Source organism: Clostridium sp., assembly GCF_021443865.1.
Lineage (GTDB): Bacteria > Bacillota > Clostridia > Clostridiales > Clostridiaceae > Clostridium.
Map to the genome: position 1 here is coordinate 1 of NZ_JABUTB010000059.1, position 22,048 is coordinate 22,048.

General features: G+C 28.1%; 20 protein-coding genes, 2 pseudogenes and 1 other annotated feature. Of the genes and pseudogenes, 8 read left to right on the plus strand and 14 right to left on the minus strand.

Annotated elements, in window-relative coordinates:
* Positions 1 to 150: 150 nt before the first annotated feature.
* The 4 genes from HUJ77_RS10870 to glyA form a co-directional block, all read right to left on the minus strand.
* Positions 151 to 882, minus strand: a complete 732-nt coding sequence (locus HUJ77_RS10870; RefSeq protein WP_291708610.1) for an N-acetylmuramoyl-L-alanine amidase — start codon at positions 880 to 882, stop codon at positions 151 to 153.
* A 63-nt stretch (positions 883 to 945) separates the two neighbouring features.
* Positions 946 to 1,899: an RsmB/NOP family class I SAM-dependent RNA methyltransferase gene (locus HUJ77_RS10875; RefSeq protein ID WP_291708611.1), complete on the minus strand. Its 954-nt coding sequence runs from the start codon at positions 1,897 to 1,899 to the stop codon at positions 946 to 948.
* 90 nt (positions 1,900 to 1,989) lie between these two features.
* Positions 1,990 to 2,745: an exodeoxyribonuclease III gene (locus HUJ77_RS10880; protein ID WP_291708612.1), complete on the minus strand. Its 756-nt coding sequence runs from the start codon at positions 2,743 to 2,745 to the stop codon at positions 1,990 to 1,992.
* 74 nt (positions 2,746 to 2,819) lie between these two features.
* Positions 2,820 to 4,055 carry a serine hydroxymethyltransferase gene (gene glyA, locus HUJ77_RS10885; RefSeq protein WP_291708613.1) on the minus strand — a complete coding sequence of 412 codons (1,236 nt, stop codon included), beginning with the start codon at positions 4,053 to 4,055 and terminating at the stop codon, positions 2,820 to 2,822.
* A 209-nt stretch (positions 4,056 to 4,264) separates the two neighbouring features.
* On the opposite strand from glyA, the gene HUJ77_RS10890 reads away from it, so the two are divergent.
* Together HUJ77_RS10890 and HUJ77_RS10895 are read left to right on the plus strand one after the other, a co-directional pair.
* Positions 4,265 to 5,029 carry a threonine/serine exporter family protein gene (locus tag HUJ77_RS10890; RefSeq protein ID WP_291708614.1) on the plus strand — a complete coding sequence of 255 codons (765 nt, stop codon included), beginning with the start codon at positions 4,265 to 4,267 and terminating at the stop codon, positions 5,027 to 5,029.
* Positions 5,030 to 5,043: 14 nt separating this feature from the next.
* Positions 5,044 to 5,517 (plus strand): threonine/serine exporter family protein, encoded by a 474-nt coding sequence (locus HUJ77_RS10895; RefSeq protein ID WP_291708628.1) that lies wholly within the window; start codon positions 5,044 to 5,046, stop codon positions 5,515 to 5,517.
* A 50-nt stretch (positions 5,518 to 5,567) separates the two neighbouring features.
* Here HUJ77_RS10895 and HUJ77_RS10900 read toward each other — a convergent pair whose 3' ends face one another.
* The 3 genes from HUJ77_RS10900 to HUJ77_RS10910 all read right to left on the minus strand — a co-directional run bounded on the left by HUJ77_RS10900 (position 5,568) and on the right by HUJ77_RS10910 (position 7,632).
* Entirely contained in the window at positions 5,568 to 5,756 is a 189-nt protein-coding gene (locus HUJ77_RS10900; RefSeq protein WP_291708615.1) for a ferredoxin, read from the minus strand.
* 160 nt (positions 5,757 to 5,916) lie between these two features.
* Positions 5,917 to 6,930, minus strand: coding sequence for an aspartate--ammonia ligase (gene asnA / locus HUJ77_RS10905; RefSeq protein ID WP_291708616.1), 1,014 nt, complete (start codon positions 6,928 to 6,930; stop codon positions 5,917 to 5,919).
* A gap of 47 nt (positions 6,931 to 6,977) precedes the next feature.
* Positions 6,978 to 7,234, minus strand: a binding site (T-box leader).
* 125 nt (positions 7,235 to 7,359) lie between these two features.
* Positions 7,360 to 7,632: a metal-sensitive transcriptional regulator gene (locus tag HUJ77_RS10910; RefSeq protein WP_291708617.1), complete on the minus strand. Its 273-nt coding sequence runs from the start codon at positions 7,630 to 7,632 to the stop codon at positions 7,360 to 7,362.
* A 165-nt stretch (positions 7,633 to 7,797) separates the two neighbouring features.
* Here HUJ77_RS10910 and HUJ77_RS10915 point away from each other — a divergent pair, with 165 nt between their 5' ends.
* Positions 7,798 to 9,174 (plus strand): aldehyde dehydrogenase, encoded by a 1,377-nt coding sequence (locus HUJ77_RS10915; protein ID WP_291708618.1) that lies wholly within the window; start codon positions 7,798 to 7,800, stop codon positions 9,172 to 9,174.
* A gap of 116 nt (positions 9,175 to 9,290) precedes the next feature.
* Positions 9,291 to 10,457, plus strand: a complete 1,167-nt coding sequence (locus HUJ77_RS10920) for an iron-containing alcohol dehydrogenase (protein ID WP_291708619.1) — start codon at positions 9,291 to 9,293, stop codon at positions 10,455 to 10,457.
* Between the two features lie 57 nt (positions 10,458 to 10,514).
* Here the strand turns inward: HUJ77_RS10920 and HUJ77_RS10925 are convergent.
* From HUJ77_RS10925 to HUJ77_RS10940, 4 genes and pseudogenes are all read right to left on the minus strand, one after another.
* Positions 10,515 to 10,619: pseudogene (locus HUJ77_RS10925) on the minus strand (transcriptional regulator); the annotation flags it as partial.
* Between the two features lie 12 nt (positions 10,620 to 10,631).
* Positions 10,632 to 11,267: pseudogene (locus tag HUJ77_RS10930) on the minus strand (TIGR01906 family membrane protein); the annotation flags it as partial.
* Positions 11,268 to 11,384: 117 nt separating this feature from the next.
* A complete protein-coding gene (locus HUJ77_RS10935; protein ID WP_291708620.1) occupies positions 11,385 to 12,164 on the minus strand; it encodes an EFR1 family ferrodoxin in 780 nt (259 codons plus the stop codon).
* A 176-nt stretch (positions 12,165 to 12,340) separates the two neighbouring features.
* Entirely contained in the window at positions 12,341 to 13,660 is a 1,320-nt protein-coding gene (locus HUJ77_RS10940) for an APC family permease (RefSeq protein WP_291708621.1), read from the minus strand.
* A gap of 260 nt (positions 13,661 to 13,920) precedes the next feature.
* On the opposite strand from HUJ77_RS10940, the gene HUJ77_RS10945 reads away from it, so the two are divergent.
* The 4 genes from HUJ77_RS10945 to HUJ77_RS10960 all read left to right on the plus strand — a co-directional run bounded on the left by HUJ77_RS10945 (position 13,921) and on the right by HUJ77_RS10960 (position 17,350).
* A complete protein-coding gene (locus HUJ77_RS10945) occupies positions 13,921 to 15,210 on the plus strand; it encodes an ABC transporter substrate-binding protein (RefSeq protein WP_291708629.1) in 1,290 nt (429 codons plus the stop codon).
* 70 nt (positions 15,211 to 15,280) lie between these two features.
* Positions 15,281 to 16,147, plus strand: a complete 867-nt coding sequence (locus HUJ77_RS10950; RefSeq protein WP_291708622.1) for a sugar ABC transporter permease — start codon at positions 15,281 to 15,283, stop codon at positions 16,145 to 16,147.
* Positions 16,147 to 17,019: a carbohydrate ABC transporter permease gene (locus tag HUJ77_RS10955; protein WP_291708623.1), complete on the plus strand. Its 873-nt coding sequence runs from the start codon at positions 16,147 to 16,149 to the stop codon at positions 17,017 to 17,019. Before HUJ77_RS10950 ends, HUJ77_RS10955 begins: the two co-directional genes overlap by 1 nt.
* A 64-nt stretch (positions 17,020 to 17,083) precedes the next feature.
* Positions 17,084 to 17,350, plus strand: a complete 267-nt coding sequence (locus HUJ77_RS10960) for a DUF1294 domain-containing protein (RefSeq protein WP_291708624.1) — start codon at positions 17,084 to 17,086, stop codon at positions 17,348 to 17,350.
* A 74-nt stretch (positions 17,351 to 17,424) separates the two neighbouring features.
* Here HUJ77_RS10960 and aspS read toward each other — a convergent pair whose 3' ends face one another.
* The 3 genes from aspS to HUJ77_RS10975 are packed head-to-tail and all read right to left on the minus strand — an operon-like array spanning position 17,425 to position 21,907.
* Complete coding sequence (gene aspS / locus HUJ77_RS10965) at positions 17,425 to 19,206, minus strand: aspartate--tRNA ligase (protein ID WP_291708625.1); 1,782 nt, start codon at positions 19,204 to 19,206, stop codon at positions 17,425 to 17,427.
* A gap of 17 nt (positions 19,207 to 19,223) precedes the next feature.
* On the minus strand, positions 19,224 to 20,471 hold the full coding sequence (gene hisS, locus HUJ77_RS10970) for a histidine--tRNA ligase (protein WP_291708626.1): 1,248 nt from the start codon (positions 20,469 to 20,471) through the stop codon (positions 19,224 to 19,226).
* 11 nt (positions 20,472 to 20,482) lie between these two features.
* The gene (locus tag HUJ77_RS10975) at positions 20,483 to 21,907 is read right to left on the minus strand and encodes a coproporphyrinogen III oxidase (protein WP_291708627.1); all 1,425 of its coding nucleotides are present in this window, start codon (positions 21,905 to 21,907) and stop codon (positions 20,483 to 20,485) included.
* Between the last annotated feature and the right edge of the window lie 141 nt (positions 21,908 to 22,048).

A 22,048-nucleotide genomic window follows, 5' to 3' on the forward strand; every position in this document is an offset into this window, starting at 1 on the left:
TATATATCTTTTTAGTAATTCCTTTGGAATTACATCAATAATTCTACATTTTACATTCTGCATTTGTAATTTAGGAGCTGTTGCGATAGCTCCCTTATATATTCTCTATTATCTACTGACTATTATTTTTTATCTATTTACTATTGCCTATTATCTATTCTCTGTGCAATTGCACTTGTATTTATCTATAGATTCTGCAACTATATTCATTAATTTTTTTTGATAGGAAGGATCACATAACATCTTATCTTCAGAGTGATTACTCATAAATCCCATTTCTAAAATAACAACTGGCACTGTAGACCAATTAAAGCCTGTTATATCATTTCTTTCAAAAATTCCATTAACCTTTATACCTTGAGTCTTCAAATTTTCTTTTAATATATTTGCAAATTTATTACTTTCTTCATATATAGACTTTGTATTCTTTGAATTCTTTGATGGAATTAAAATACTAGCTCCTGTTTTACTTGCATCCTTTAAGCTATCACAATGAATTCTAATAGTCATATTAGCTTTTGCTTTATTAGCAATCTCTGCTCTTTCAGCATTACTAATATTAACTTCATTATTTTCTCTAGTCATTATTACATTGTATCCTTTTTCTATTAAAATATCTTTTAATAGAAGTGATGCTTCTAAATTCACTATATATTCAGCTTTTTTACTTCCTATTCCCTTTGTACCTTGAGATACTCTAGGTTTCTTATTACTTGAATTAGGAGCCACTGGTTCTGGCTTACTATCCATTTTCTTTTGATGACCTGGATCAATGCAAATTGTAAAATTATTATTATTATCATTGTTATCAGCTCTTATTACAGTATTATTAACATTAATTAATAATATTAACAACATAATACTTACTATAAATTTCTTCATTTTAACCTCCAAAGCTATAATTAATTCTTATATTATAGTTTCCTCTGGTTAAAGTAATTATTCTTAGGCTTTTAACAATTTAGCTATAAAAAAACCTTCCATATAATCATTTGGTATAACTCTTAATGATTTCTTTAATTCCTCACTATATATTTTCCCATCATATCTTGTTATTCCCCTTATGACATTTTGTAGATTTATATCTATTTTTTCTAAGGTCAAATCCTTATATTTCCCTAAGGCATAATTTATTACCTCTTCATTTTCAAAGGGATTTAATGTACAGGTTGAATAAACCATAACACCACCAGACTTTAAGGCATTGTATGCACTATCTACTAGCTTTTTTTGTAGCCTTGATGCTAGTTCCACCTTTCTTTTACTCCAACTACTTAAATATTTACTTGAATTAATCTTTATTATACCTTCTCCTGAACATGGAGCATCTAATAATATTCTATCAAAATACATATTTAAACGTTTACCTATAGTGCATCCATCTGAACCAAAGGCTATAACAGAAGAAGCTCCTTGTTTTTCTATATTATAATTTAATCTTTCTCTTCTAATTTCGTTAACATCATTTGCAAGAATAATAGCTTTATTATTAGTTAAATCAGCCATATATAAGCTTTTACCACCTGGTGCTGCACACATATCTAAAATTACATTATCCTCTTTTAAATCTAAAAATAATGGTGGTAGCATTGAAGATATATTTTGCAAATATATCTTTCCACTTTTATATACTTCTAATTTTCTTAAAGCGCTTTCTTTTTTATCTTTAACTATAAAGGCATTTTTAATTATTGGATGATTTACTGCCTTAATTTTATTAATCATAAGTGCTTCCATAACTTCGCTTTGATTTCCCCTTAAGTTATTCACTCTAAAACTTGTCCATCTTCCCCTATAAAAACTTCTATAGATTGTATCTAGCTGTTTAGTTGAATATATTTTTTCTAATATTTCAATAAGCTCCTTTGGTAAATATTTTTTCACTTCTTTAATTGACACTACATCACCCCATTCACTCTTATTATACTATATTTACCAACATTGGAAAAAGTTACTTTATCCTTATTTTGATAAAGTAACTTTTTTAAATTAAATATTAATTTCTAATTCAACTGGGCAGTGATCTGAGCCAAATACTTCTGTATGTATTTTAGCACCTTCTAATTTGTCTTGCAGTGAATTTGATGTTAAGAAATAATCAATTCTCCAACCTGCGTTCTTTTCTCTTGCTTTAAATCTATAAGACCACCAAGAATAAACTCCTGTTAAATCTGGATAAAAGAATCTAAAGGTATCTGTAAATCCAGAAGCTAAAAGTCCTGTAAACTTATCTCTTTCTTCAATTGTAAAGCCTGCATTTCTTAAATTAGTCTTTGGATTTTTTAAATCAATTTCTTTATGTGCAACATTTAAATCTCCACATATTATTACTGGTTTCTTTTTATCTAATTCTACTAAATAATCTTTAAAAGCCTCTTCCCAAACCATTCTATAGTCTAATCTAGCTAGTTCATTTTTAGAATTAGGTGTATATACTGTTACCATATAAAATTTTTCAAATTCTAATGTAATTACTCTACCTTCTTTGTCATGTTCTTCTATTCCAAGACCATAGAAAGCATTTAAAGGCTCTTTTTTAGTAAATATTGCAGTACCTGAATATCCTTTTTTCTCAGCATAATTCCAGTATTGATAATAACCAGGTAATTCTAAATCTATTTGACCTGCTTGTAGCTTGCTTTCTTGAATACAAAATATATCTGCATCAACTTCATTAAAGAAATCTAAGAATCCTTTAGTAACACAAGCTCTTATTCCATTAACGTTCCATGATATTAACTTCATTGCTTTCTCCTTTATGTTTATACTTTATTTATATTATAACAATTATATTTATTAAAGCATAATAATTATTATATTTAAATATATAAAGGATGTTTTTCACATAAAGCTTTTACTCTTGTTTTTAAGTTGTCTATATCAGGGCTTTCTACAGAAAGAGTGTCACTTATTATTGAAGCAATTTCCTTCATATCTTCAGTAGTAAATCCTCTAGTTGTTACTGCAGCTGTACCCACTCTTATACCAGAAGTTACAAATGGGCTTTTAGTTTCGTTTGGTACTGTATTTTTATTTACAGTTATTCCTATTGAATCTAAAAGACTTTCTGCATCTTTCCCTGTAACATTTTTATTGTTTAAATCTACAAGAATTAAGTGGTTATCAGTTCCACCTGAAACTATCTTAAATCCATGTTTAATTAATTCTTCAGATAAAACATTACAGTTAGTTACAACATTATTAATATATTCTTTATAAGATGGGTCTAAGGCTTCTTTAAAACATACTGCCTTTGCAGCAATAGTATGTATTAAAGGTCCTCCTTGTATTCCTGGGAAAATAGTTTTATCTAATTGCTTTGCATACTTCTCCTTGCAAAGAATTAATCCACCTCTAGGTCCTCTTAATGTTTTATGAGTAGTAGATGTTACAAAATCAGCATATGGCACTGGTGATGGATGTGCTCCTACAGCTACTAATCCTGCTATATGTGCCATATCTACCATAAAGTAAGCTCCTACTTCATCACATATATCTCTAAAAGTTTTAAAGTCTATAGTTCTTGAATACGCACTTGCTCCTGCAACTATTAATTTTGGTTTATGTTTTATAGCTAAAGCTCTAACTTCTTCATAATCAATTTTTTCTGTTTCTTTGTTCACTCCATAAGAAACAAAATTATATAATTTTCCTGAAAAATTAACTGGTGAGCCATGAGTTAAATGACCTCCATGGTTTAAATCCATACCTAATACTGTATCACCATATTGTAAAATAGACAGATATACCGCCATATTTGCTTGTGATCCTGAGTGTGGTTGAACATTTGCATGTTCTGCTCCAAATAATTCCTTAGCTCTTTCTCTTGCTATATCTTCAACTTCATCTACAACATGACATCCACCATAGTATCTTTTATTTGGATAACCCTCTGCATATTTATTTGTAAGATATGAGCCCATAGCTTCCATTACTGCTTTAGATGTAAAATTCTCAGAAGCGATTAATTCAATACCATCTTGCTGTCTTTTTAATTCTTTGTTAATTAATTCTTCAATAACTTTATCTTCTCTAGAAAGATTTTCAAAATTCATTTTATCACCCCAAAATATTATTAAAATTTATACTTTTAATAAATTATAAATATAATTTCCATAATAATCAATGAAAATATGTAATAATTTATTATTTAAATGTAAATTTCTAATATCATATAATTAATTATTTTTAATAATGTATACTATACATTAGCTGTGTGTTATAATACCCTCAGAAATTTTAAGTTTGTAAGGGGCATAATATTATGGATTTAAATGAAATACTTCACGTGGCAACTTTTGCAGGAAAAATAATGTTAGAATCTGGTGGCGAAACCTATAGAGCTGAAGAAATAATATGGAGAATATGCAAAATCTATGGTATTGAAGAAGCTGAAAGCTTTGTAACTACAACAGGTATCATGGTTTCCATTTGTCATAACGATAAAACATATTCTTTAATAAGAAGAGTTTCTACTAGAACTATAGACTTGGATAAAGTAGATAGAGTAAATGACTTATCTAGAAATATTATTAGTAGAGGATTAACTGTTACAGAATTAAAGGAACAGCTTAAAATTATTAATAATGGGGAGAGATACAGTAATAAGATAACACTTTTAATATCTGCTTTAGGAGCATTCTGCTTTGTTTTTCTTTTTGGAGGACAATTACCTGAAGCTATTGCAGCATTTTTTATTGGACTTGTAATAAAATCTTTATCAATGAAATTCTCTGATCTTGAGATAAATCAATTTTTTATAAATAGTATTTGTGCAGGTATAACTGCTATTATGGCTATTATTTTCTTGAAATTAGGTTTAATAAATGATATGGATAAAACTATTATTGGATCTATAATGCTTTTAGTTCCAGGTCTTGCTATAACTAATGCAATAAGAGATACTATATCTGGAGATTTGCTTGCAGGTTCTACTAGAGCTGTAGAAGCTTTTTTAGTTGCAGTATCAATTGCTGTAGGTACTGGTGCAGTACTTAGCTTTTGGATTTCTGCCTTCGGAGGTTTATAATGGATATTTCAACTATGTTAATACAATCTATCTTTGCTTTTTTTGCATCCCTTGGATTTGGAATCTTATTTAATATAAAAGGAAATAAATTATTTTATGCTGGACTTGGTGGCGGATTAAGTTGGTTTATTAGCATATATTGTGAAAGCTTAGGCTTTAATACTAATTCTTCCTTTTTTATTTCATCAATAGTATTTAGTATTTATTCTGAAATTATGGCTAGAGTTTTAAAAACTCCTGTAACTTCTCTAATAATTTGTGCTTTAATCCCATTAGTTCCAGGCGGAGGCATGTATTATACTATGTATGAAGCTATTAATGGTAATATAATGGAGTCCATAGAACTAGGTATAAATACTATTTCTAATGCAGGTTCCTTGTCTATTGGAATAATTTTCATCTCTACTTTAACAAGATTGCTTATGAGAGCAAAGAAAAATAGAGAATTTAGAGAATTAGAAAAAATATCTAAACATAAAAAGTTTTAATAATAAATAAAAGCCATACAATGAAAATTGCATGGCTTTATTAATATCTATTATTCTTCTATTGATATTGCAGTTACTGGACAGCTATCACAAGCTTCTCTTGTAGCATCAGTGTATTCTTCTGGAACCTCGTCCACTTTTGGAGTTGAAACTCCACTTTCTAAAGTGAAGACCTCTGGACAAATCCCTTCACATAAACCACATGAAATACAAGTATTTTCATCAACAAATGCTTTCATAAACCCGCCTCCTTATATTATGTTAAACTTAATTTACTAAACGTTAATTATTCTTATTTAATAATGTTTATACACTTATTATAAATAATCATTAAATATTGTCAATATTTTTCAAGGTCTAAAAAACTCCATTAATATTAATTTTATCAAATTAAATTGCTTATAATAGTTTTATATCACTATTTCTACATAACTTAATATTTTTTTCATCCCAAATAGTAGCTTGTACTTCTCCGATATGTGCTTTATTTAAAAAGAACATACAAATTCTAGATTGTCCAATTCCTCCACCAATAGTAAATGGAAGTTCATCATTTAAAAGCATCTTATGAAAATCTAGTTTTCTTCTATCATCATTTCCTGATACTTTTAGCTGATAATCTAAGGCTTCCTTATCAACCCTTATTCCCATTGAGGATAATTCTACAGCTCTTTCTAATAAAGGATACCAAAATAGAATATCACCATTTAACTTCCAATCATCATAATCCGGGCTTCTTCCATCATGTCTTTCTCCTGATTTAAGTAAATCTCCAATTTTCATTATAAATACTGCTTTATGTTCTTTGCATATAGCATCTTCTCTTTCTTTTGCTGAATAATTTGGGTATCTATCCTCTAACTCTTGAGTTGTTATAAAAAATATGTCTTCTGGTAATGTATCTTCTCCTTCTATTAATTCTTTATGTACAAATTCCTCAGTTCTTTTAAATACTTTATAAATACTTCTTACTACTTCTTTTAATTTATTTTCATTTCTATCTTCTTTATTAATTATTTTTTCCCAATCCCATTGATCCACATAAACTGAATGTAAATTATCAAGTTCTTCGTCTCTTCTAATTGCATTCATATCTGTATATAAGCCTTCCCCTACTTTAAATCCATATCTATATAGGCTTAATCTTTTCCATTTAGCCAAGGAATGAACTATTTCAACATATTCACCAGTAGATAATAAATCAAATTTTACTGGTCTTTCTATTCCATTTAAATTATCATTTAATCCACTTTTGGAATCTACAAATAATGGTGCTGATACTCTAGTTAAATTAAGTTCTTTTGCTAATTCTCTTTCAAAAAAGTCCTTAATCCTTTTAATATTTACTTCTGTTTCGATTAATGTTGTTTGACTTTTATAGCCTTCTGGTATTATTATTCCTTGAATTTCCATGATAAATCCCCCTAATAATTTTTAATATAAAAAAAACTTCCATCCTATAAAAGGATGAAAGTAATATTTCATGGTGCCACCTTAATTCATTATTAATTCACATTAATAACCTTATCAAGTACATAAGTAAACTTATATACCTTATCACTATAACAGGTGAACCTGATTACTGCCTACTAGTTGTTATCTTTCGGAGTATAGCTCGGAGGTGTTATTCAAATCGACTTTCTTATTCTACTTTCAGCCAAGGTAGAACTCTCTTTGAAGATACATTAATTTTACTTATCCTCTTCATTGCTTTTATTTATTTTATTAAAATAAATATATCACCTTATTATAAAATTGTAAATACTTTTCAGAATATTTTATCATATATTCAAATAACACCACGAAATTATTCTTATTTAATATAAATAAAATAGATAGTTTTTACTTTACAAAAGTATTAATTGTCTTTATAAGTTCTTTTAAGCTTTCTTGTTCCATTGAACCTTCTTCTATATTTAAACAATTATTAGCATAATATTCAATTGTTAAACCACCTACTCTATTTATGGCAGATCTAATAGCAGAAATTTGAACTAAAACATCTGAACAACAAACATTTTTCTCCATCATACCTTGTATGCCTTTAACTTGGCCTTCAATTCTTCTAAGTCTATTGACTATATCTTTTCTCAGCTTTTCATTCTCTTCGTCCATTTCTATTCCTCCATATCAAAATACCTCTATAGGGTATCTTAATTTTATCATTTATTTAATTTTCTTTCAATTAATTAAAGGATTTAAATTAATATTTTATTGACTAAAAGTGGTATAATATATATATTATTTCAATTTAAACTTTAATTGACTATGGAGGGTGTTATGGAAGAAATTTTAAACATATTTAATAAGCAAAAAGAGTATTTTAATACTAATGAAACCCTAGATATTAATTTTAGAATTAATACATTAAAAAAACTTAAAATGATAATTAAAGAAAATGAAGAGCTTATTATTGAAGCTTTATATAAAGACTTAAAAAAATCAGATTTTGAAGCTTTTGCAACAGAAATAGGTATTTTATACGATGAATTAAATCTTCATATAAAAAAGTTAAAAAGTTGGGCTAAAAAAGAAAGAAAGAAAACTCCTATTATCCATTTTCCAGCTAAAAGCTATATATATAAAGAACCCTATGGAGTTGCATTAATAATCGGTCCATTTAATTATCCTTTTCAATTAATTATTTCACCATTAATAGGAGCTATTTCAGCAGGTAATTGTGCAATAATTAAACCATCAGAAAATAGTGTTAATACTGCACTACTTGTAGAAAAGTTAATTAACGAAAACTTTAATGAGAAATATATAAATGTTGTTAATCCACTAGGTGGGAAGGAAACTGTATCCTATCTATTAGATTTAAAATTTGATTATATATTTTTCACAGGAAGCATTAAGGTTGGAAAAATAATAGCTGAAAAGGCTTCTAAAAATCTTATTCCTATAACTTTAGAGCTAGGAGGAAAAAGCCCTTGTATCATTGATGAAACAGCTAATTTAGATTTAGCTGCAAAACGTATTGTTTGGGGAAAGTTTTTAAATGCTGGTCAAACCTGTATTGCACCTGATTATATTTTAATCGAAAAAAGCATTAAAGATTATTTTTTAATGTCATTAAAATCTGAAATAATTAATCAGTTTGGAGGTAATATTAAATCTAGTCCAGATTTCCCTAGATTAATAAATAAGGCTTCTCTAGATAGAGTTAAAGACTATTTAAATGATGGTGACATATATTTTGGTGGTGCCTATAATGACGAAGACTTATATTTGGAGCCAACAATTTTAACTAATATAAAAAATGATTCTAATATCATGGAAGATGAGATTTTCGGTCCTATTTTACCTATTATTGAATACACAACTATAGATGAGGCAATTAATTATATTCGTTCAAAAGAAAAACCTTTAGCCTTATATTATTTTTCAGAAAATAAAAATTCAATAAGTAAAGTATTATCTACTGTTTCTTCTGGCGGTGCTACAGTTAATGATACCATTATCCACGTTGCTTCACCTAGTCTTCCTTTTGGTGGTGTTGGTTTAAGTGGAATTGGAGAATATCATGGAAAAGCTAGCTTTGATACTTTTTCTCATAAAAAATCTGTTATAGAAAGAGGTACTTTTATAGAATTTCCTTTTAGATATGCACCATACAATAACAAAATAAATCTTTTAAAGAAGCTTATGAAATAACAATCATTATTCTAAATTTGAAGATTTTCAATATTTAGAGTATTAATAAAATAAATACATTTATATAATTCAGATAAATTTATTAAAAAAGNAAGACATTTATATAAGGAGGAGCTATGAGAAATTTTAATTACAAAAATGGCACAGAAATTATCTTTGGTAAAAATTCTGAAGAAAAGGTAGGACATGAAATCAAAAAATATACTAATAAAGTCTTACTTCATTATGGTGGAGGAAGCATAAAATCAAGTGGATTATACAATAAAGTTATAGATTCATTAAAAGAAGAAAACATTGAAATTGTTGAACTATCAGGGGTAAAGCCAAATCCAAGAGTATCTTTAGTTAGAGAAGGAATTAAGCTTTGCAAGGAACATAATATTGATTTTATACTTGCAGTTGGTGGAGGTAGTGTTATAGATTCTGCTAAAGCTATTGCTGCTGGAGTAAACTATAATGGCGATGTATGGGATTTATTTATAGGAACTCCAATTAATCATACTTGCTTAAAGCTTGCAACTATATTAACAATTCCTGCTGCTGGAAGTGAAACAAGCTCTGGCTGTGTTATTACTAATGAAGATGGTTGGTATAAAAGAAGCTGTGGTCACCCAACTTTAAGACCTGTATTTTCTATTTTAAACCCAGAGCTTACATTTACTTTACCTAAATACCAAACCTCTTGTGGTATAGCTGATATGATAGCACATATCCTTGAAAGATACTTTACAAATGAAAAGAACGTAGATTTAACTGATAGATTATGTGAAGCTACATTAAAAACTATTATGGAAAATGCTTTAAGATTAAATATAAATCCTAATGACTATAATGCTAGAGCTGAAATAATGTTATCTGGAATGGTGGCACATAACGACTCACTAAGTATGGGAAGAGTTGGTGACTGGGCTACTCATGATATAGAGCATGAATTAAGCGGTATTTATGATATAGCTCATGGAGCTGGGCTTTCAATACTTTTCCCAGCTTGGATGAAGTATGTTTATAAACATGACTTAAACAGATTTGTTCAATTTGCTAATAGAGTTTTCAATATAGATACAAACTTTAGCAATTTAGAAGAAACTGCACTAAAAGGTATTGAAGCTCTTGAAAACTTCTTTACTAAAATTGAACTACCTACAAGATTAAGTCATGCTAACATTAATGATGAGCATATTGAAGAAATGTCTAAAAAGCTTATTGCTCATTGTGACCATGCAGGAAACTTTGTTGAAATAAGAGCTAAGGAAGCTTTTGAAATCTTTAAATTAGCACTTTAACATTTTCACTTTAATAATAAAACTAGAGCTACTACATAAGCTCTAGTTTTATTATTCTTATTCATCAAAATAAAATATTTCTTCAAATTTCTTATCTAAAGCTATACAAAGAATAAGTGCAAGTTTCGCAGTTAGGCCATATTCACCAGTTTCTATTTAGCTTTTTTTCTTCTTATAGTAATAATAAAATTTATATACTACTACTGCTATAATAACTAATATCACAATTATTAAGGCATATAGCATAAACACTTCTTCAGGTAAAACCTTAATTATAGGATCCGTTCTTTCATCAAAAATCCAATAATCATTATTAAAGAAAATTTTATGGAATATAACAAATGCCTTAGAAAAGTCTATAAACATAGCAGATAATAAAGAGATTATTATTACTATTAATGTATTTGCTCCATAATTTAATTTCTTATAAAGATTTATTTTCTTTCCTTTAATTCTTTTTATTATAAGTGATATAGTAAAAAATAAACCTATACAAATAGTAATAAGATAAATAGATAAAAATATATTCTTTACCTCATAAAAATGTATTTCTCCATTTACACTCATGGAAAAATTATTAAAATTCAATTTATCTATAAATGGATTTTGTAAATATCTAATTAAGATATCATAATCCTTAATTAGCATTTCCTTTGATAGATTACCAAGTTTATCTAGTCCGTATTTATCTATTGAGTTATAATAAATAAACTTAGCATTTAAAACAGCAATTGTTGATACTCCTATTGTAAATATAGCTATGAATATTCCATAAATAATTTTAATTATATTATTAAAAATACTTTTCATATCTTCTCTTCCCCTTATCTTGGTTTTATATTTTTAATAATAACATAAAAACTATTATATAAATATAAAAAGAAGGCATAAGCCTTCTTTTTCAATTATAATTTACTTTATTTATTTTTAACTAACTACTAAGTCTATATTTTCTTTGTATTGACTATGCTCTTTATCTTTATACATTATTGCATTCTTAGGACATGCGTTAACGCATCTACAACACATTATACAATTATCTCTAAACTTAATATCTCCACCAATATTGTCTATATTCTTTACTGGGCAAATATTAACACATAAATTACATTTATCACAATTTATATTTACAGAAAAGTTAATAGAATTCTTGTAAAAATCCTTTGTCTTTATCTTATTCATAGTCCTATAAAAAGTAGCTGAAATTTCATTTACTTCTTCCTTCATATAATTGTCAGTTAAAAAATTTACCACAGCATTTTTTACTTCTTCTAAAGAATTATCAAATATTTCTTTAATATCCTTACGAGTATTTTTCTTATAGCCCTTAGCTAAAGTGTAACTATCTGGCATTTGAAAATTTTTAGTTACAATAACTTTATAATTCTTATTTAAAAGTTTCTTTTCTAATTCATTAAAATAAGTCTTTGATTTATCCTTACCAGTTGAAAAAATCATTGTTTTAATTTCTTTAGGGGAATCATATAAGTTATCCTCTAGATAATCAAAAAATATTTTAGGAATATATTCAAAATACTTAGGAAATCCTAAAATTAAATAATCGTAGGATAAATTCTTTAACTCAATTTTTTCTTCAATAGAATATATATCTATTTCACAGCCATTTTTACTAAACTCTTCTCCAATTTTATTAGCAATAAACTTAGTATTTCCTGTTCCACTAAAATATAAAATTATTCCCTTCAAGATAAATTCCTCCTAATTAAATAACCTAATATTACGTATTACCATTTTTGGTTCATTTTAAATAATATTATAAACTATTTGGAATAATTTGGGAATAATTTTATATATCCATTTTCTCTTTATTTCTGTCTTAACTCGATAAATAAATATGAAAAATTTTACATTTGTCTTTTTTTCTACTTATTTTTTAATTTCCAAAATAAAATAGCACTTAAAAGTAATAGTCCACAAATCAATAAGTAAATAACGAATAATGGATTTGATAAACTACCAAAGAAAATTATAAGAGAACCTAAAGTTGCTAAAATAGGATTTATCTTACCTCTAAATAATCCCTTAATTTCTCCACTAATACCCATTCTTAATACTTTAAAATATAATAATATATATAATAGGTAATTAACAGTTATGGATATTTCAGAAATATCTCCATTTGGCAAAAAGTGATACTTTTGTGTTATATAATGTACTAATAAACAAATTAACGAAATTACAAAAGCAACTATTGCTGAATTTACCGGCATTCCTAAAGAATTGTTTATTTTCTTTATCTTTTTTGAATTTGGAAACATATCTCTTATTGCAAGAGCATATGGTATTCTTATATGTCCCATGATTAATCCATTTACTGTACCTAAAATAGATATTACAACAAAGGTTAAAATAATTTTAGCTCCCCAAGCTCCAAATATCATATTAGCAGCTAAGTCTACATGGCTATCTCCTAATGCCATTACTTTTTCTGGACCAAGGTAACTACTTATTCCAACAAAATAAAGCACATATAGTAAAAGTATAAATAATGGTGCCATTATCAATGCTTTAGGTAAATTCTTTTTAGAATCCTTTATTTCATGACCTATTGATGTTGAAACAATCCATCCATCAAAGGAGAAAGCTATAGGTGCAATGGCTGCTATCCAAGATGCTGATTCCATATGAACAACATCTCCTACATTAATATAAGTAGGATTACCAAAAAACACTCCAATAAATGCAATTAATATTAATGGGATAACTTTGATAATAGTTGCAGCATTTTGAAAATATCCCCCTAACTTAGCTGATACTAAATTCAATATATAAGTAAGTACTATTATAACTAATCCAATTATAGTATGAAGGGCTAGTCCACCTTCAATTCCAAATAGCATGCATATATATATACCTGATACCCATGATACAACTGCAATTAATGTAGGATAATATAAAAATGTATGAAACCATCCAAAAGCACAGGCAATAGATTCATTATATGAATATTCCGCATAAGATATTATTCCTCCAGCCTTTGACTCTCTAGATGCTAATTCCGAAATAGTTAAACTTCCAAAAATAATTCCTAGAGCTGCTATACAAAATACTATAACACCTAAACTAATACTACCATTTGTAGCTACAAGTATATTATCACTCTTAAAAAATATACCTGATCCAATTACAATCCCAACAATCATTCCTATGGCTGTAAATAAGCCATACTCGTTCTTTTTCATGACTCCACCTCATCTTTAACGTTAAAATATATAATTCCTAAATTATAAGTTCAATATATCACAAAATCTTAAAAATAAGAACAAAAATTATCAATACTTATATTTTTTTTATACTCTTTAAATTTAAATTAGTATAATAGCACAAAACTTTTGTGCTTATAAAATACATATATTGCAAAGACATTGAATTTATTATTTCTGTGATGTAAAATATTTACATTAGTGATTTTAAATTACTTTTAATTTATTTAATAGGAGGAATTGTAATGAAAAAGGTTTTAGCTACTATTTTAGCTGCTTCATTAATGGCTGGTACATTTGTTGGTTGTTCTTCTAATTCTGGAAAAACTGAAAACGATACCAAAAATAATGAAAATAAAGTGGTAAAAGTGTTTCAACTTAAGGTTGAAATCAATGATGCTCTTCAAAAACTTGCAAAGAAATATGAAGAAGAAACTGGAGTGAAAGTTGAAGTAACTTCTGTTGGTGGTGGTGCTGACTATGGTGCAGCTTTAAAAGCTGAATTCCAAAAAGGGACAGAACCTGATATATTCATGATTCAAGGAGCAGGTGATTTAGAAGTATGGGAACATAAGCTAGATGACCTTTCATCAGAAAAATGGGTTTCAAATGCCTTTGAAGGTACTTTGGACACAGTTAAGAAAGATGGAAAAGTTTATGGAATGCCAGTTGCTATAGAAGGCTATGGTTTAGCTTATAATAAAGAAATATTAGATAAAGCATCAATTGATCCTAAATCTATTGATACCTTTGATAAATTAAAAGCTGCTGTAGAAAAACTTGATTCTATGAAAGCAGATTTAGGTTTAGATAATGTTATATCATATACTACTAAGGAAACTTGGGTAACAGGAAACCATACATTTAATATAGGTTTAGCTACTCAAGAAAAACCTGATGAATTTACTAAGAGTTATATTGATGGTACTGCTGATTTAGTTAATAATCAAAACTTTAAAGATTGGATGAATCTTGTTGACTTATTAATTAAATATGGCGGAGGTGCTGCTTTAGATACAATTGATTATAGTACACAAGTTGGAAATTTCGCATTAGGAAAAACTGCTTTTCTTCACCAAGGAAACTGGGTAGCTGGTGACTTAGATGGATTAGGTGCAAGTTTTGATATGGGATTTGTTCCTCTAGCTATTAATAATGATACTAAAGTAAGTGGAAGTATTCCAGTTGGTGTTCCAATGTATTGGACAGTAAATAAAGATTCAAAAGTAAATGCTGAAGCTAAAGCTTTCCTTGACTGGATGGTATCAAGTGAAACTGGACAAAAAGCTTTAATTGAAGATATGAAGATGATTCCAGCATATAATAACTTTAAGATTGAAACTAATGATAAGTTAGCAAAATCTATTACAGAATTCAGTAATGCTGGAAAAACAATCCCTTGGGCATTCACTAACTTACCTGATGGATTCTCTATGCAAAAAATAGGACCTATATTCTCTAAGTATTCTAAAGGTGAAATTGATAAAACTCAAATGCTTGAAGAAATACAATCATTAACAAAAAAATAATTTATGTCAATTAAGTGTCCGCAGGCTAAATGCCTGTGGATATTTACATATTTAAAAAGGGGCTGATTAAATGAATAAAAAAAGAAAAATAGATAAAGGGTTTTGGCTATTTATTGCTCCCTCTTTATTTGCATTAATTATGGTAGTATTAATTCCATTTATTATAGGAATATATTATACATTTACAAATTGGAATGGAGCTAATCCTAATTATGATTTTGTAGGATTTTCTAATTATGCTAACTTACTTAAAGATGTACAGTTTATCTATTCTTTTAAAATAACTATAATTTATACTATTGCTAGTGTTATTACTATAAATCTATTAGGTTTTGCTTTAGCCTACTTCGTTACTAGAAATTTAAAAACAAAGAATTTTCTTAGGACTGGATTCTTTATGCCAAATCTAATTGGTGGACTTATTTTAGGTTTTATATGGCAATTTTTATTTAACTCAGTTTTTACATCTATAGGTACTAAATTTGGCTCTTCTCTACTTTCTACTTCTTTATTACAAGAAAGAACAACAGCAATAATAGCTATGCTTATAGTTTCTGCATGGCAATACGCTGGATATATTATGGTTATCTATGTTGCTGCTTTAGAAAATGTACCAACTGATTTAATAGAAGCTAGTAAAATTGATGGAGCTAATGGAATTCAAAGCTTTAAGAATATTACTCTTCCTATGGTTGCCCCTTCAATTACAGTTTGCCTTTTCTTAACACTTGCAAATTCCTTTAAATTATTTGATTTAAATTTCTCTTTGACCCCTTTAAAGACAACTGAAATGCTAGCTTTAAATATTTACAGTGAGGCCTTTGTTTCAAATGGCATGGGAGTAGGACAAGCGAAAGCAATCATATTCTTTATTTTTGTAACAGCTATATCTATAACCCAAGTTTATTTTACTAAGAAAAGGGAGGTTGAAATGTAATGAAATTAAGAGGAAGTAAATTAAAAACATTAAATAGTTATAATTATAAGCTTGGAATACTAGAAGTATTAGGTTGGCTATTGTTAATAATTTATATGATTCCCTTTTATCTTATGATAATAAATTCATTTAAAACACGACGTGAAATTTTTTCTAATACCATAGGTTTCCCTTCTGAATGGAATTTTAACAATTATGCTACTGCTATAGAAAGAATGGATATTGGCAGTGCTTTTGCTAATTCTTTAATAATAACTGCAGTAAGCATATTTTTAATAGTAATATTTTCATCTATGGCAGCTTGGGCATTAGCTAGGACTAAAACAAAAACAAGTAAAGTTATATTTTATTTATTTGTAAGTGCCATGATAATTCCATTTCAATCTGTAATGCTTCCATTAGTTAAATGGATGGGTTCAATGAGAATAGATTCTATAAATTTTAATATGCTTGGTACTCATTATGGGTTAATTTTTATGTATATTGGTTTTGGATCAAGTATGAGTATATTCTTATACCATGGTTTTATAAATAATATTCCTGTAGAAGTTGAAGAAGCAGCAATAATTGATGGTTGCAATAAATGGCAACTATACTCCAGAATAGTTTTACCCCTTTTAAAGCCTATAACAGTAACTGTAATGGTTCTAAATGGCATATGGATATGGAATGACTTCTTATTACCTTTCCTAACTATAAACGGTAAAATCAACACTATTCCACTTGCAATGAATAACTTCTTTGGAGCCTTTTCAAAACAATGGGAATTGGCAATGGCAGCATTAATATTAGCTATAATTCCAATAATTATTTTCTACTTCTTTGTCCAAAAATATATTATTAAAGGAATTGTTCAAGGTTCAATAAAATAATTTTGTATTTATCCAATAATAATTTCAGTATATAATTAATTTATAAAATATATAGGAGATTATTATGGAAAACATTTTAGTATACTACTTAATTTTAATTAATCTAATAGCTTTTATTACTATTTATATAGATAAGCAAAAAGCTATTAAACATCAGTGGAGAATTAAAGAATCCACTTTATTTCTAATATCTATAATAGGTGGAAGCCTTGGAATTCTTTTAGGCATGTATAGTTTTCGTCATAAGACAAAACACACAAAGTTTACCTTAGGAATACCAACAATTCTAATTCTTCAAATCCTACTAATATATTACTTAATAAATAAATAATCAATACTAAAAGGAATCAATGACTATAAAAATAGTTATTTGATTCCTTTTAGCTTTTACTTATTAATTTTTAGCTATTTATTTGCAATAATTGAAATTCCTAAATCATCTAATTGTTTTTCATCTACTATGTTAGGAGCTTCACTTAAATAACAATAAGCATTTTGATTCTTAGGGAAGGCTATAACATCCTTAATATTTTCAGTTCCAGCTAAGAACATAACCATTCTATCTAACCCAAAAGCTAAACCTCCATGTGGTGGTGGTCCAAACTTAAAGGCATCTATTAAGAATCCAAATCTTTCTTGAGCTGATTCTTCAGTAAAGCCTAAAGCCTTGAACATTCTTTGTTGCAATTTAGAATCATGAATTCTTATTGATCCTCCGCCTAGTTCTTCTCCGTTTAGTACTAAGTCATAAGCCTTTGATCTAACTTCTCCTGGATTAGTTTCTATCATGTCTAAATCTTCATCCATTGGTGATGTAAATGGATGGTGAGCTGCATAATATCTTCCATCTTCTTCACTATATTCAAATAGAGGGAATTCAGTTATCCAAGTAAAGTTAAATTCATTTTTATCTTTAATTAAGTCAAATTGCTTAGCTAATTCTAATCTTAATGCACCTAAGCTTTGGAATACTACTGAGTTTTTATCAGCAACTATAAATATTGCATCCCCAACTTCTGCATTCATAGTTTTAACTATTGAATTTGTAACATCATCAGTTAAGAATTTAGCAATTGAAGACTTAATTCCATCTTCTTTTATTTGAATCCACGCAAGACCTTTAGCCTTATATGTCTTAACAAATTCACCTAATTTATCTATTGGCTTTCTTCCAAGCTCTGCTCCACCCTTTAAGCAAAGTGCTCTTACAGATCCACCAGCTTCTATTGCTGATTTAAATACTACAAAATCCATATCCTTTACGTCTTCTGTAATATTAGTAATTTCCATTCCAAATCTTAAATCTGGCTTATCTGAACCGTATTTTTCCATAGCATCTTTAAATGTCATTCTCTTTATAGGAAGTTTAACATCTACACCAGCTACTTCTTTAAATACGTGAGCAATTAAGCCTTCATTCATACCTATTACATCTTCTTCTTCAACAAAACTCATTTCTAAGTCTATTTGAGTAAATTCTGGTTGTCTATTTGCTCTTAAATCTTCATCTCTAAAACATTTAGCAACTTGATAATATCTATCGAATCCTGATACCATTAATAATTGCTTAAATATTTGAGGAGATTGAGGAAGTGCGTAAAACATTCCTGGATAATTTCTTGAAGGTACAAGATAATCTCTAGCCCCTTCTGGAGTACTCTTAGTTAATATAGGAGTCTCTACTTCTAAGAAGTTATTTGCATCTAAATAATCACGTACTGATTTAGATACTTTACTTCTAACCATAAATATTTTTTGCATATCAGGTCTTCTAAGATCTAAATATCTATATTTTAATCTTATATTTTCAGCTGCATCTAATCCTTCTTTTATATAGATTGGAGGAGTTTCTGATTCTGATAAAACCTTTAAGCTTTCACACTTAAGTTCAACTAATCCTGTTGGCATATTATTATTTGGAGCTTCTCTTAATACAACTTCTCCTTTTACAGCTATGCAATATTCAGGTCTTACATCCTTAGCCTTTTCAAAAGCCTCTGCATTAATTTCTTCACCAAATACTATTTGCATAATACCTGTTCTATCTCTTAGGTCTATAAATTGTAGACCTCCTAATTTTCTATTTCTTTGTACCCAACCCATTAATGTGATTTTTTGAGAAACATTCTTTTCTCTAACTTCTCCACACATTAGGCTTCTCTTTAATCCATTTAAAGCTTCACCCATTTTTTACTTCCTCCTAACTATTTTATAACTTTTGCTATTTCATTTATATTGTCTAAACTAACTTCAAATTGTTCTCCATCACTCATTCTCTTAAGCTTTAAAGTTTTATTTTGAAGTTCGTCATCACCTATAATAGTTGTAAATAGTGAACCTATTTTGTTGGCATATTTCATTTCAGCTTTTATACTTCTACCCATATGATTTACTTCTGTTTTTACGCCATTAGCTCTTAATTTATTTGCTAAAACGAAAGCTTCAGTTTTCGCCTCTTCACCTCTAGCACCAATATAAAGCTCTATAACATCTTCTCTTGGAATTTCTATTCCTTCTTTTTCTAATGTCATTATAAGCCTTTCTAGTCCAAGCCCAAAACCAACTGCCGGCATTTCTGGTCCACCAATCTCTTCTATTAGTTTATCATATCTACCACCACCACAAACAGTGAAATCATCATTTAATATTTCAAAAATAGTTTTAGTGTAGTAATCTAAGCCTCTAACTATACCTGGATCTATAGTATATTTAATATTTAAAGCATCTAAATATTTCTTTACTTCAGTAAAATGTGAATCACATTCTTCACATATATAATCTAAAATAATTGGAGCATTTTTTGTTATTTCCTTACAAGTTTTTTCTTTACAATCTAAAATTCTCATTGGATTCTTTTCAAATCTAGTTTTACATACTCCGCAAAGACTATCATAATTGTCTTCTAAATACTTCTTTAAAGCTTCATTATACTTAGGTCTGCATTTTGGACAACCTAAATTATTTATATTTAAACTTAAGCTTTGTAATCCTAAATTCTTTAAAGCTTCCATTGCTAAAGAAATAACTTCTGCATCCATAGATGGCTCTTTTGATCCAAAGACCTCCACTCCATATTGATGAAATTGTCTAAGTCTTCCTTTTTGAACATTTTCATATCTAAAACATGGAATAATATAATATAGTTTTGTAGGTTGCGCTTCATTAAATAATCTATTTTCTATAAAAGCTCTAACAGTAGGTGCTGTACCTTCTGGCTTTAATGTAATACTTCTATCTCCTTTGTCGTTAAAAGTATACATTTCCTTTTGAACTATATCAGTAGTTTCTCCAACCCCTCTTAAAAATAACTCTGTATGTTCAAATATAGGTGTTCTAATTTCTCTTACCCCGAATGCCTTTGAAACTTCTCTTAATATGCCCTCAACATAATGCCATTTATAAGCATCTTGAGGTAACATATCCTTAGTACCCTTAGGTGCTTGGATTTCCATATTATCTCCTCCTATTTAAGGTAAAGTGTATCTAAAAGTTTTCTTTTTCCCTCTACCATTTCCTTAATTCTATTTGCATATTCCTTGATGTCTTTTACATTTCCAAATCTCTCTATTCTATTTTCTTCTAAAAAGACTACTTTAGAAACAGCATCTGCTCCTAATGCAATTATAGTTTGCTTATCTTCTATCATTTGAATATTATAAAGACATTCTTTGCCTTCTTTAGAGTATCCCAAATTCTCCATATTTCCAACCATATTTTTTTGTCTATACATATAATATGGCTTTATATCTAAATCCTTTGCTAATTCTCTACTAATTTCATACATTGAAGAAAGCTCTTCTTGCTTTTTAATTTGTATTCCTTTTTTTAGAATAAAGTTTTCATAAAGTATAGATGCCCTCTTTAATGACAATCCATGAACTGTTAAGCTGTCTGGTCTTAGTTTTAGTATTTCTTCTGCAGTATACTTAGCTTCCTTTATACCTTCACCAGGAAGACCTATTATCATATCCATATTTATATCATCAAAGCCTATTTCTCTTGCTAAGTTAAACTTTTCTATTACCTCTTTAGCTGAATGTCCTCTTCCTATCATCTTTAGTGTATTATCATTCATAGTTTGAGGATTTATACTAATTCTAGTAGTATTATATCTTTTCATAGTTTCTAACTTTTCTAAAGTAATACTATCTGGTCTTCCACACTCAACAGTAAATTCAAGTATTTCTCTATTTTCAACAAAAGCTGTATGTACTTCTTTCATAATATGTTCAAATTCTTCGTTATTAACTGCAGTGGGAGTTCCCCCTCCAAAATACACACTTTCTATTTTTAATCCTCTTTCATCAACATACTTTCTCATTTCTCTAATCTCATATGTTAATGCCTCTAAATAAAGATTAACTAGCTTCTTATTGCTACCTATTGGATTTGCTGTAAAGGAACAATAGAAGCATCTAGTTGGACAAAATGCCATTCCTATATAAATAGCAATGTTTCTTTCATCTTTATTTACTAGTTCCTTTTCCTTTTTTGCTACTTCAATACAAAGTTTAGCCTTTTCCTCTGAAGCTAAATGTCTATTATTAAATAATTCTACAATTTCGCTTTCACTTTTGCCTTCTTCTAAATACTTAAGAGCAATTTTTGAAGGTCTAATACCCACAAGTATTCCCCATGGATAATAGTCTCCTGTTATTTCTTTAAGAGAAGAAAATATTAATTTCTTTATATCTTCCTTAATATTTTCTTCTAAAAAAGCTTCCCTATAAAAATCCTTATATGAAAATGAAACTTTATTTTCTTCTATATTTACAATATAATCTCCCTTATCTTCAAACTTTATTTCATCTAAAGGATAATATATATTAAACATTTGATATACATCATATCTGTATTTTAAGTTATTTAAATTTATTATTATTTCCATTGATTCTCCTTTTACACTAGGAATGGATTTTTCATCCTTTCGTGTATAATAGTAGACTTTGGTCCATGACCTGGATATACATTAACATTATTATCTAGTGCCATAAGCTTAGTTTCTATACTATTAATAAGCTCATTATAA

Bases quoted from the DNA above. Each gene is read 5' to 3' on its own strand.
- HUJ77_RS10870 (WP_291708610.1), bottom strand. From the start codon at position 882: ATGAAGAAATTTATAGTAAGTATTATGTTGTTAATATTATTAATTAAT.
- HUJ77_RS10880 (WP_291708612.1), bottom strand. From the start codon at position 2,745: ATGAAGTTAATATCATGGAACGTTAATGGAATAAGAGCTTGTGTTACT.
- glyA (WP_291708613.1), bottom strand. From the start codon at position 4,055: ATGAATTTTGAAAATCTTTCTAGAGAAGATAAAGTTATTGAAGAATTA.
- HUJ77_RS10890 (WP_291708614.1), top strand. From the start codon at position 4,265: ATGGATTTAAATGAAATACTTCACGTGGCAACTTTTGCAGGAAAAATA.
- HUJ77_RS10895 (WP_291708628.1), top strand. From the start codon at position 5,044: ATGTTAATACAATCTATCTTTGCTTTTTTTGCATCCCTTGGATTTGGA.
- HUJ77_RS10900 (WP_291708615.1), bottom strand. From the start codon at position 5,756: ATGAAAGCATTTGTTGATGAAAATACTTGTATTTCATGTGGTTTATGT.
- asnA (WP_291708616.1), bottom strand. From the start codon at position 6,930: ATGGAAATTCAAGGAATAATAATACCAGAAGGCTATAAAAGTCAAACA.
- HUJ77_RS10910 (WP_291708617.1), bottom strand. From the start codon at position 7,632: ATGGACGAAGAGAATGAAAAGCTGAGAAAAGATATAGTCAATAGACTT.
- HUJ77_RS10915 (WP_291708618.1), top strand. From the start codon at position 7,798: ATGGAAGAAATTTTAAACATATTTAATAAGCAAAAAGAGTATTTTAAT.
- HUJ77_RS10920 (WP_291708619.1), top strand. From the start codon at position 9,291: ATGAGAAATTTTAATTACAAAAATGGCACAGAAATTATCTTTGGTAAA.
- HUJ77_RS10940 (WP_291708621.1), bottom strand. From the start codon at position 13,660: ATGAAAAAGAACGAGTATGGCTTATTTACAGCCATAGGAATGATTGTT.
- HUJ77_RS10950 (WP_291708622.1), top strand. From the start codon at position 15,281: ATGAATAAAAAAAGAAAAATAGATAAAGGGTTTTGGCTATTTATTGCT.
- HUJ77_RS10955 (WP_291708623.1), top strand. From the start codon at position 16,147: ATGAAATTAAGAGGAAGTAAATTAAAAACATTAAATAGTTATAATTAT.
- HUJ77_RS10960 (WP_291708624.1), top strand. From the start codon at position 17,084: ATGGAAAACATTTTAGTATACTACTTAATTTTAATTAATCTAATAGCT.
- aspS (WP_291708625.1), bottom strand. From the start codon at position 19,206: ATGGGTGAAGCTTTAAATGGATTAAAGAGAAGCCTAATGTGTGGAGAA.
- hisS (WP_291708626.1), bottom strand. From the start codon at position 20,471: ATGGAAATCCAAGCACCTAAGGGTACTAAGGATATGTTACCTCAAGAT.
- HUJ77_RS10975 (WP_291708627.1), bottom strand. From the start codon at position 21,907: ATGGAAATAATAATAAATTTAAATAACTTAAAATACAGATATGATGTA.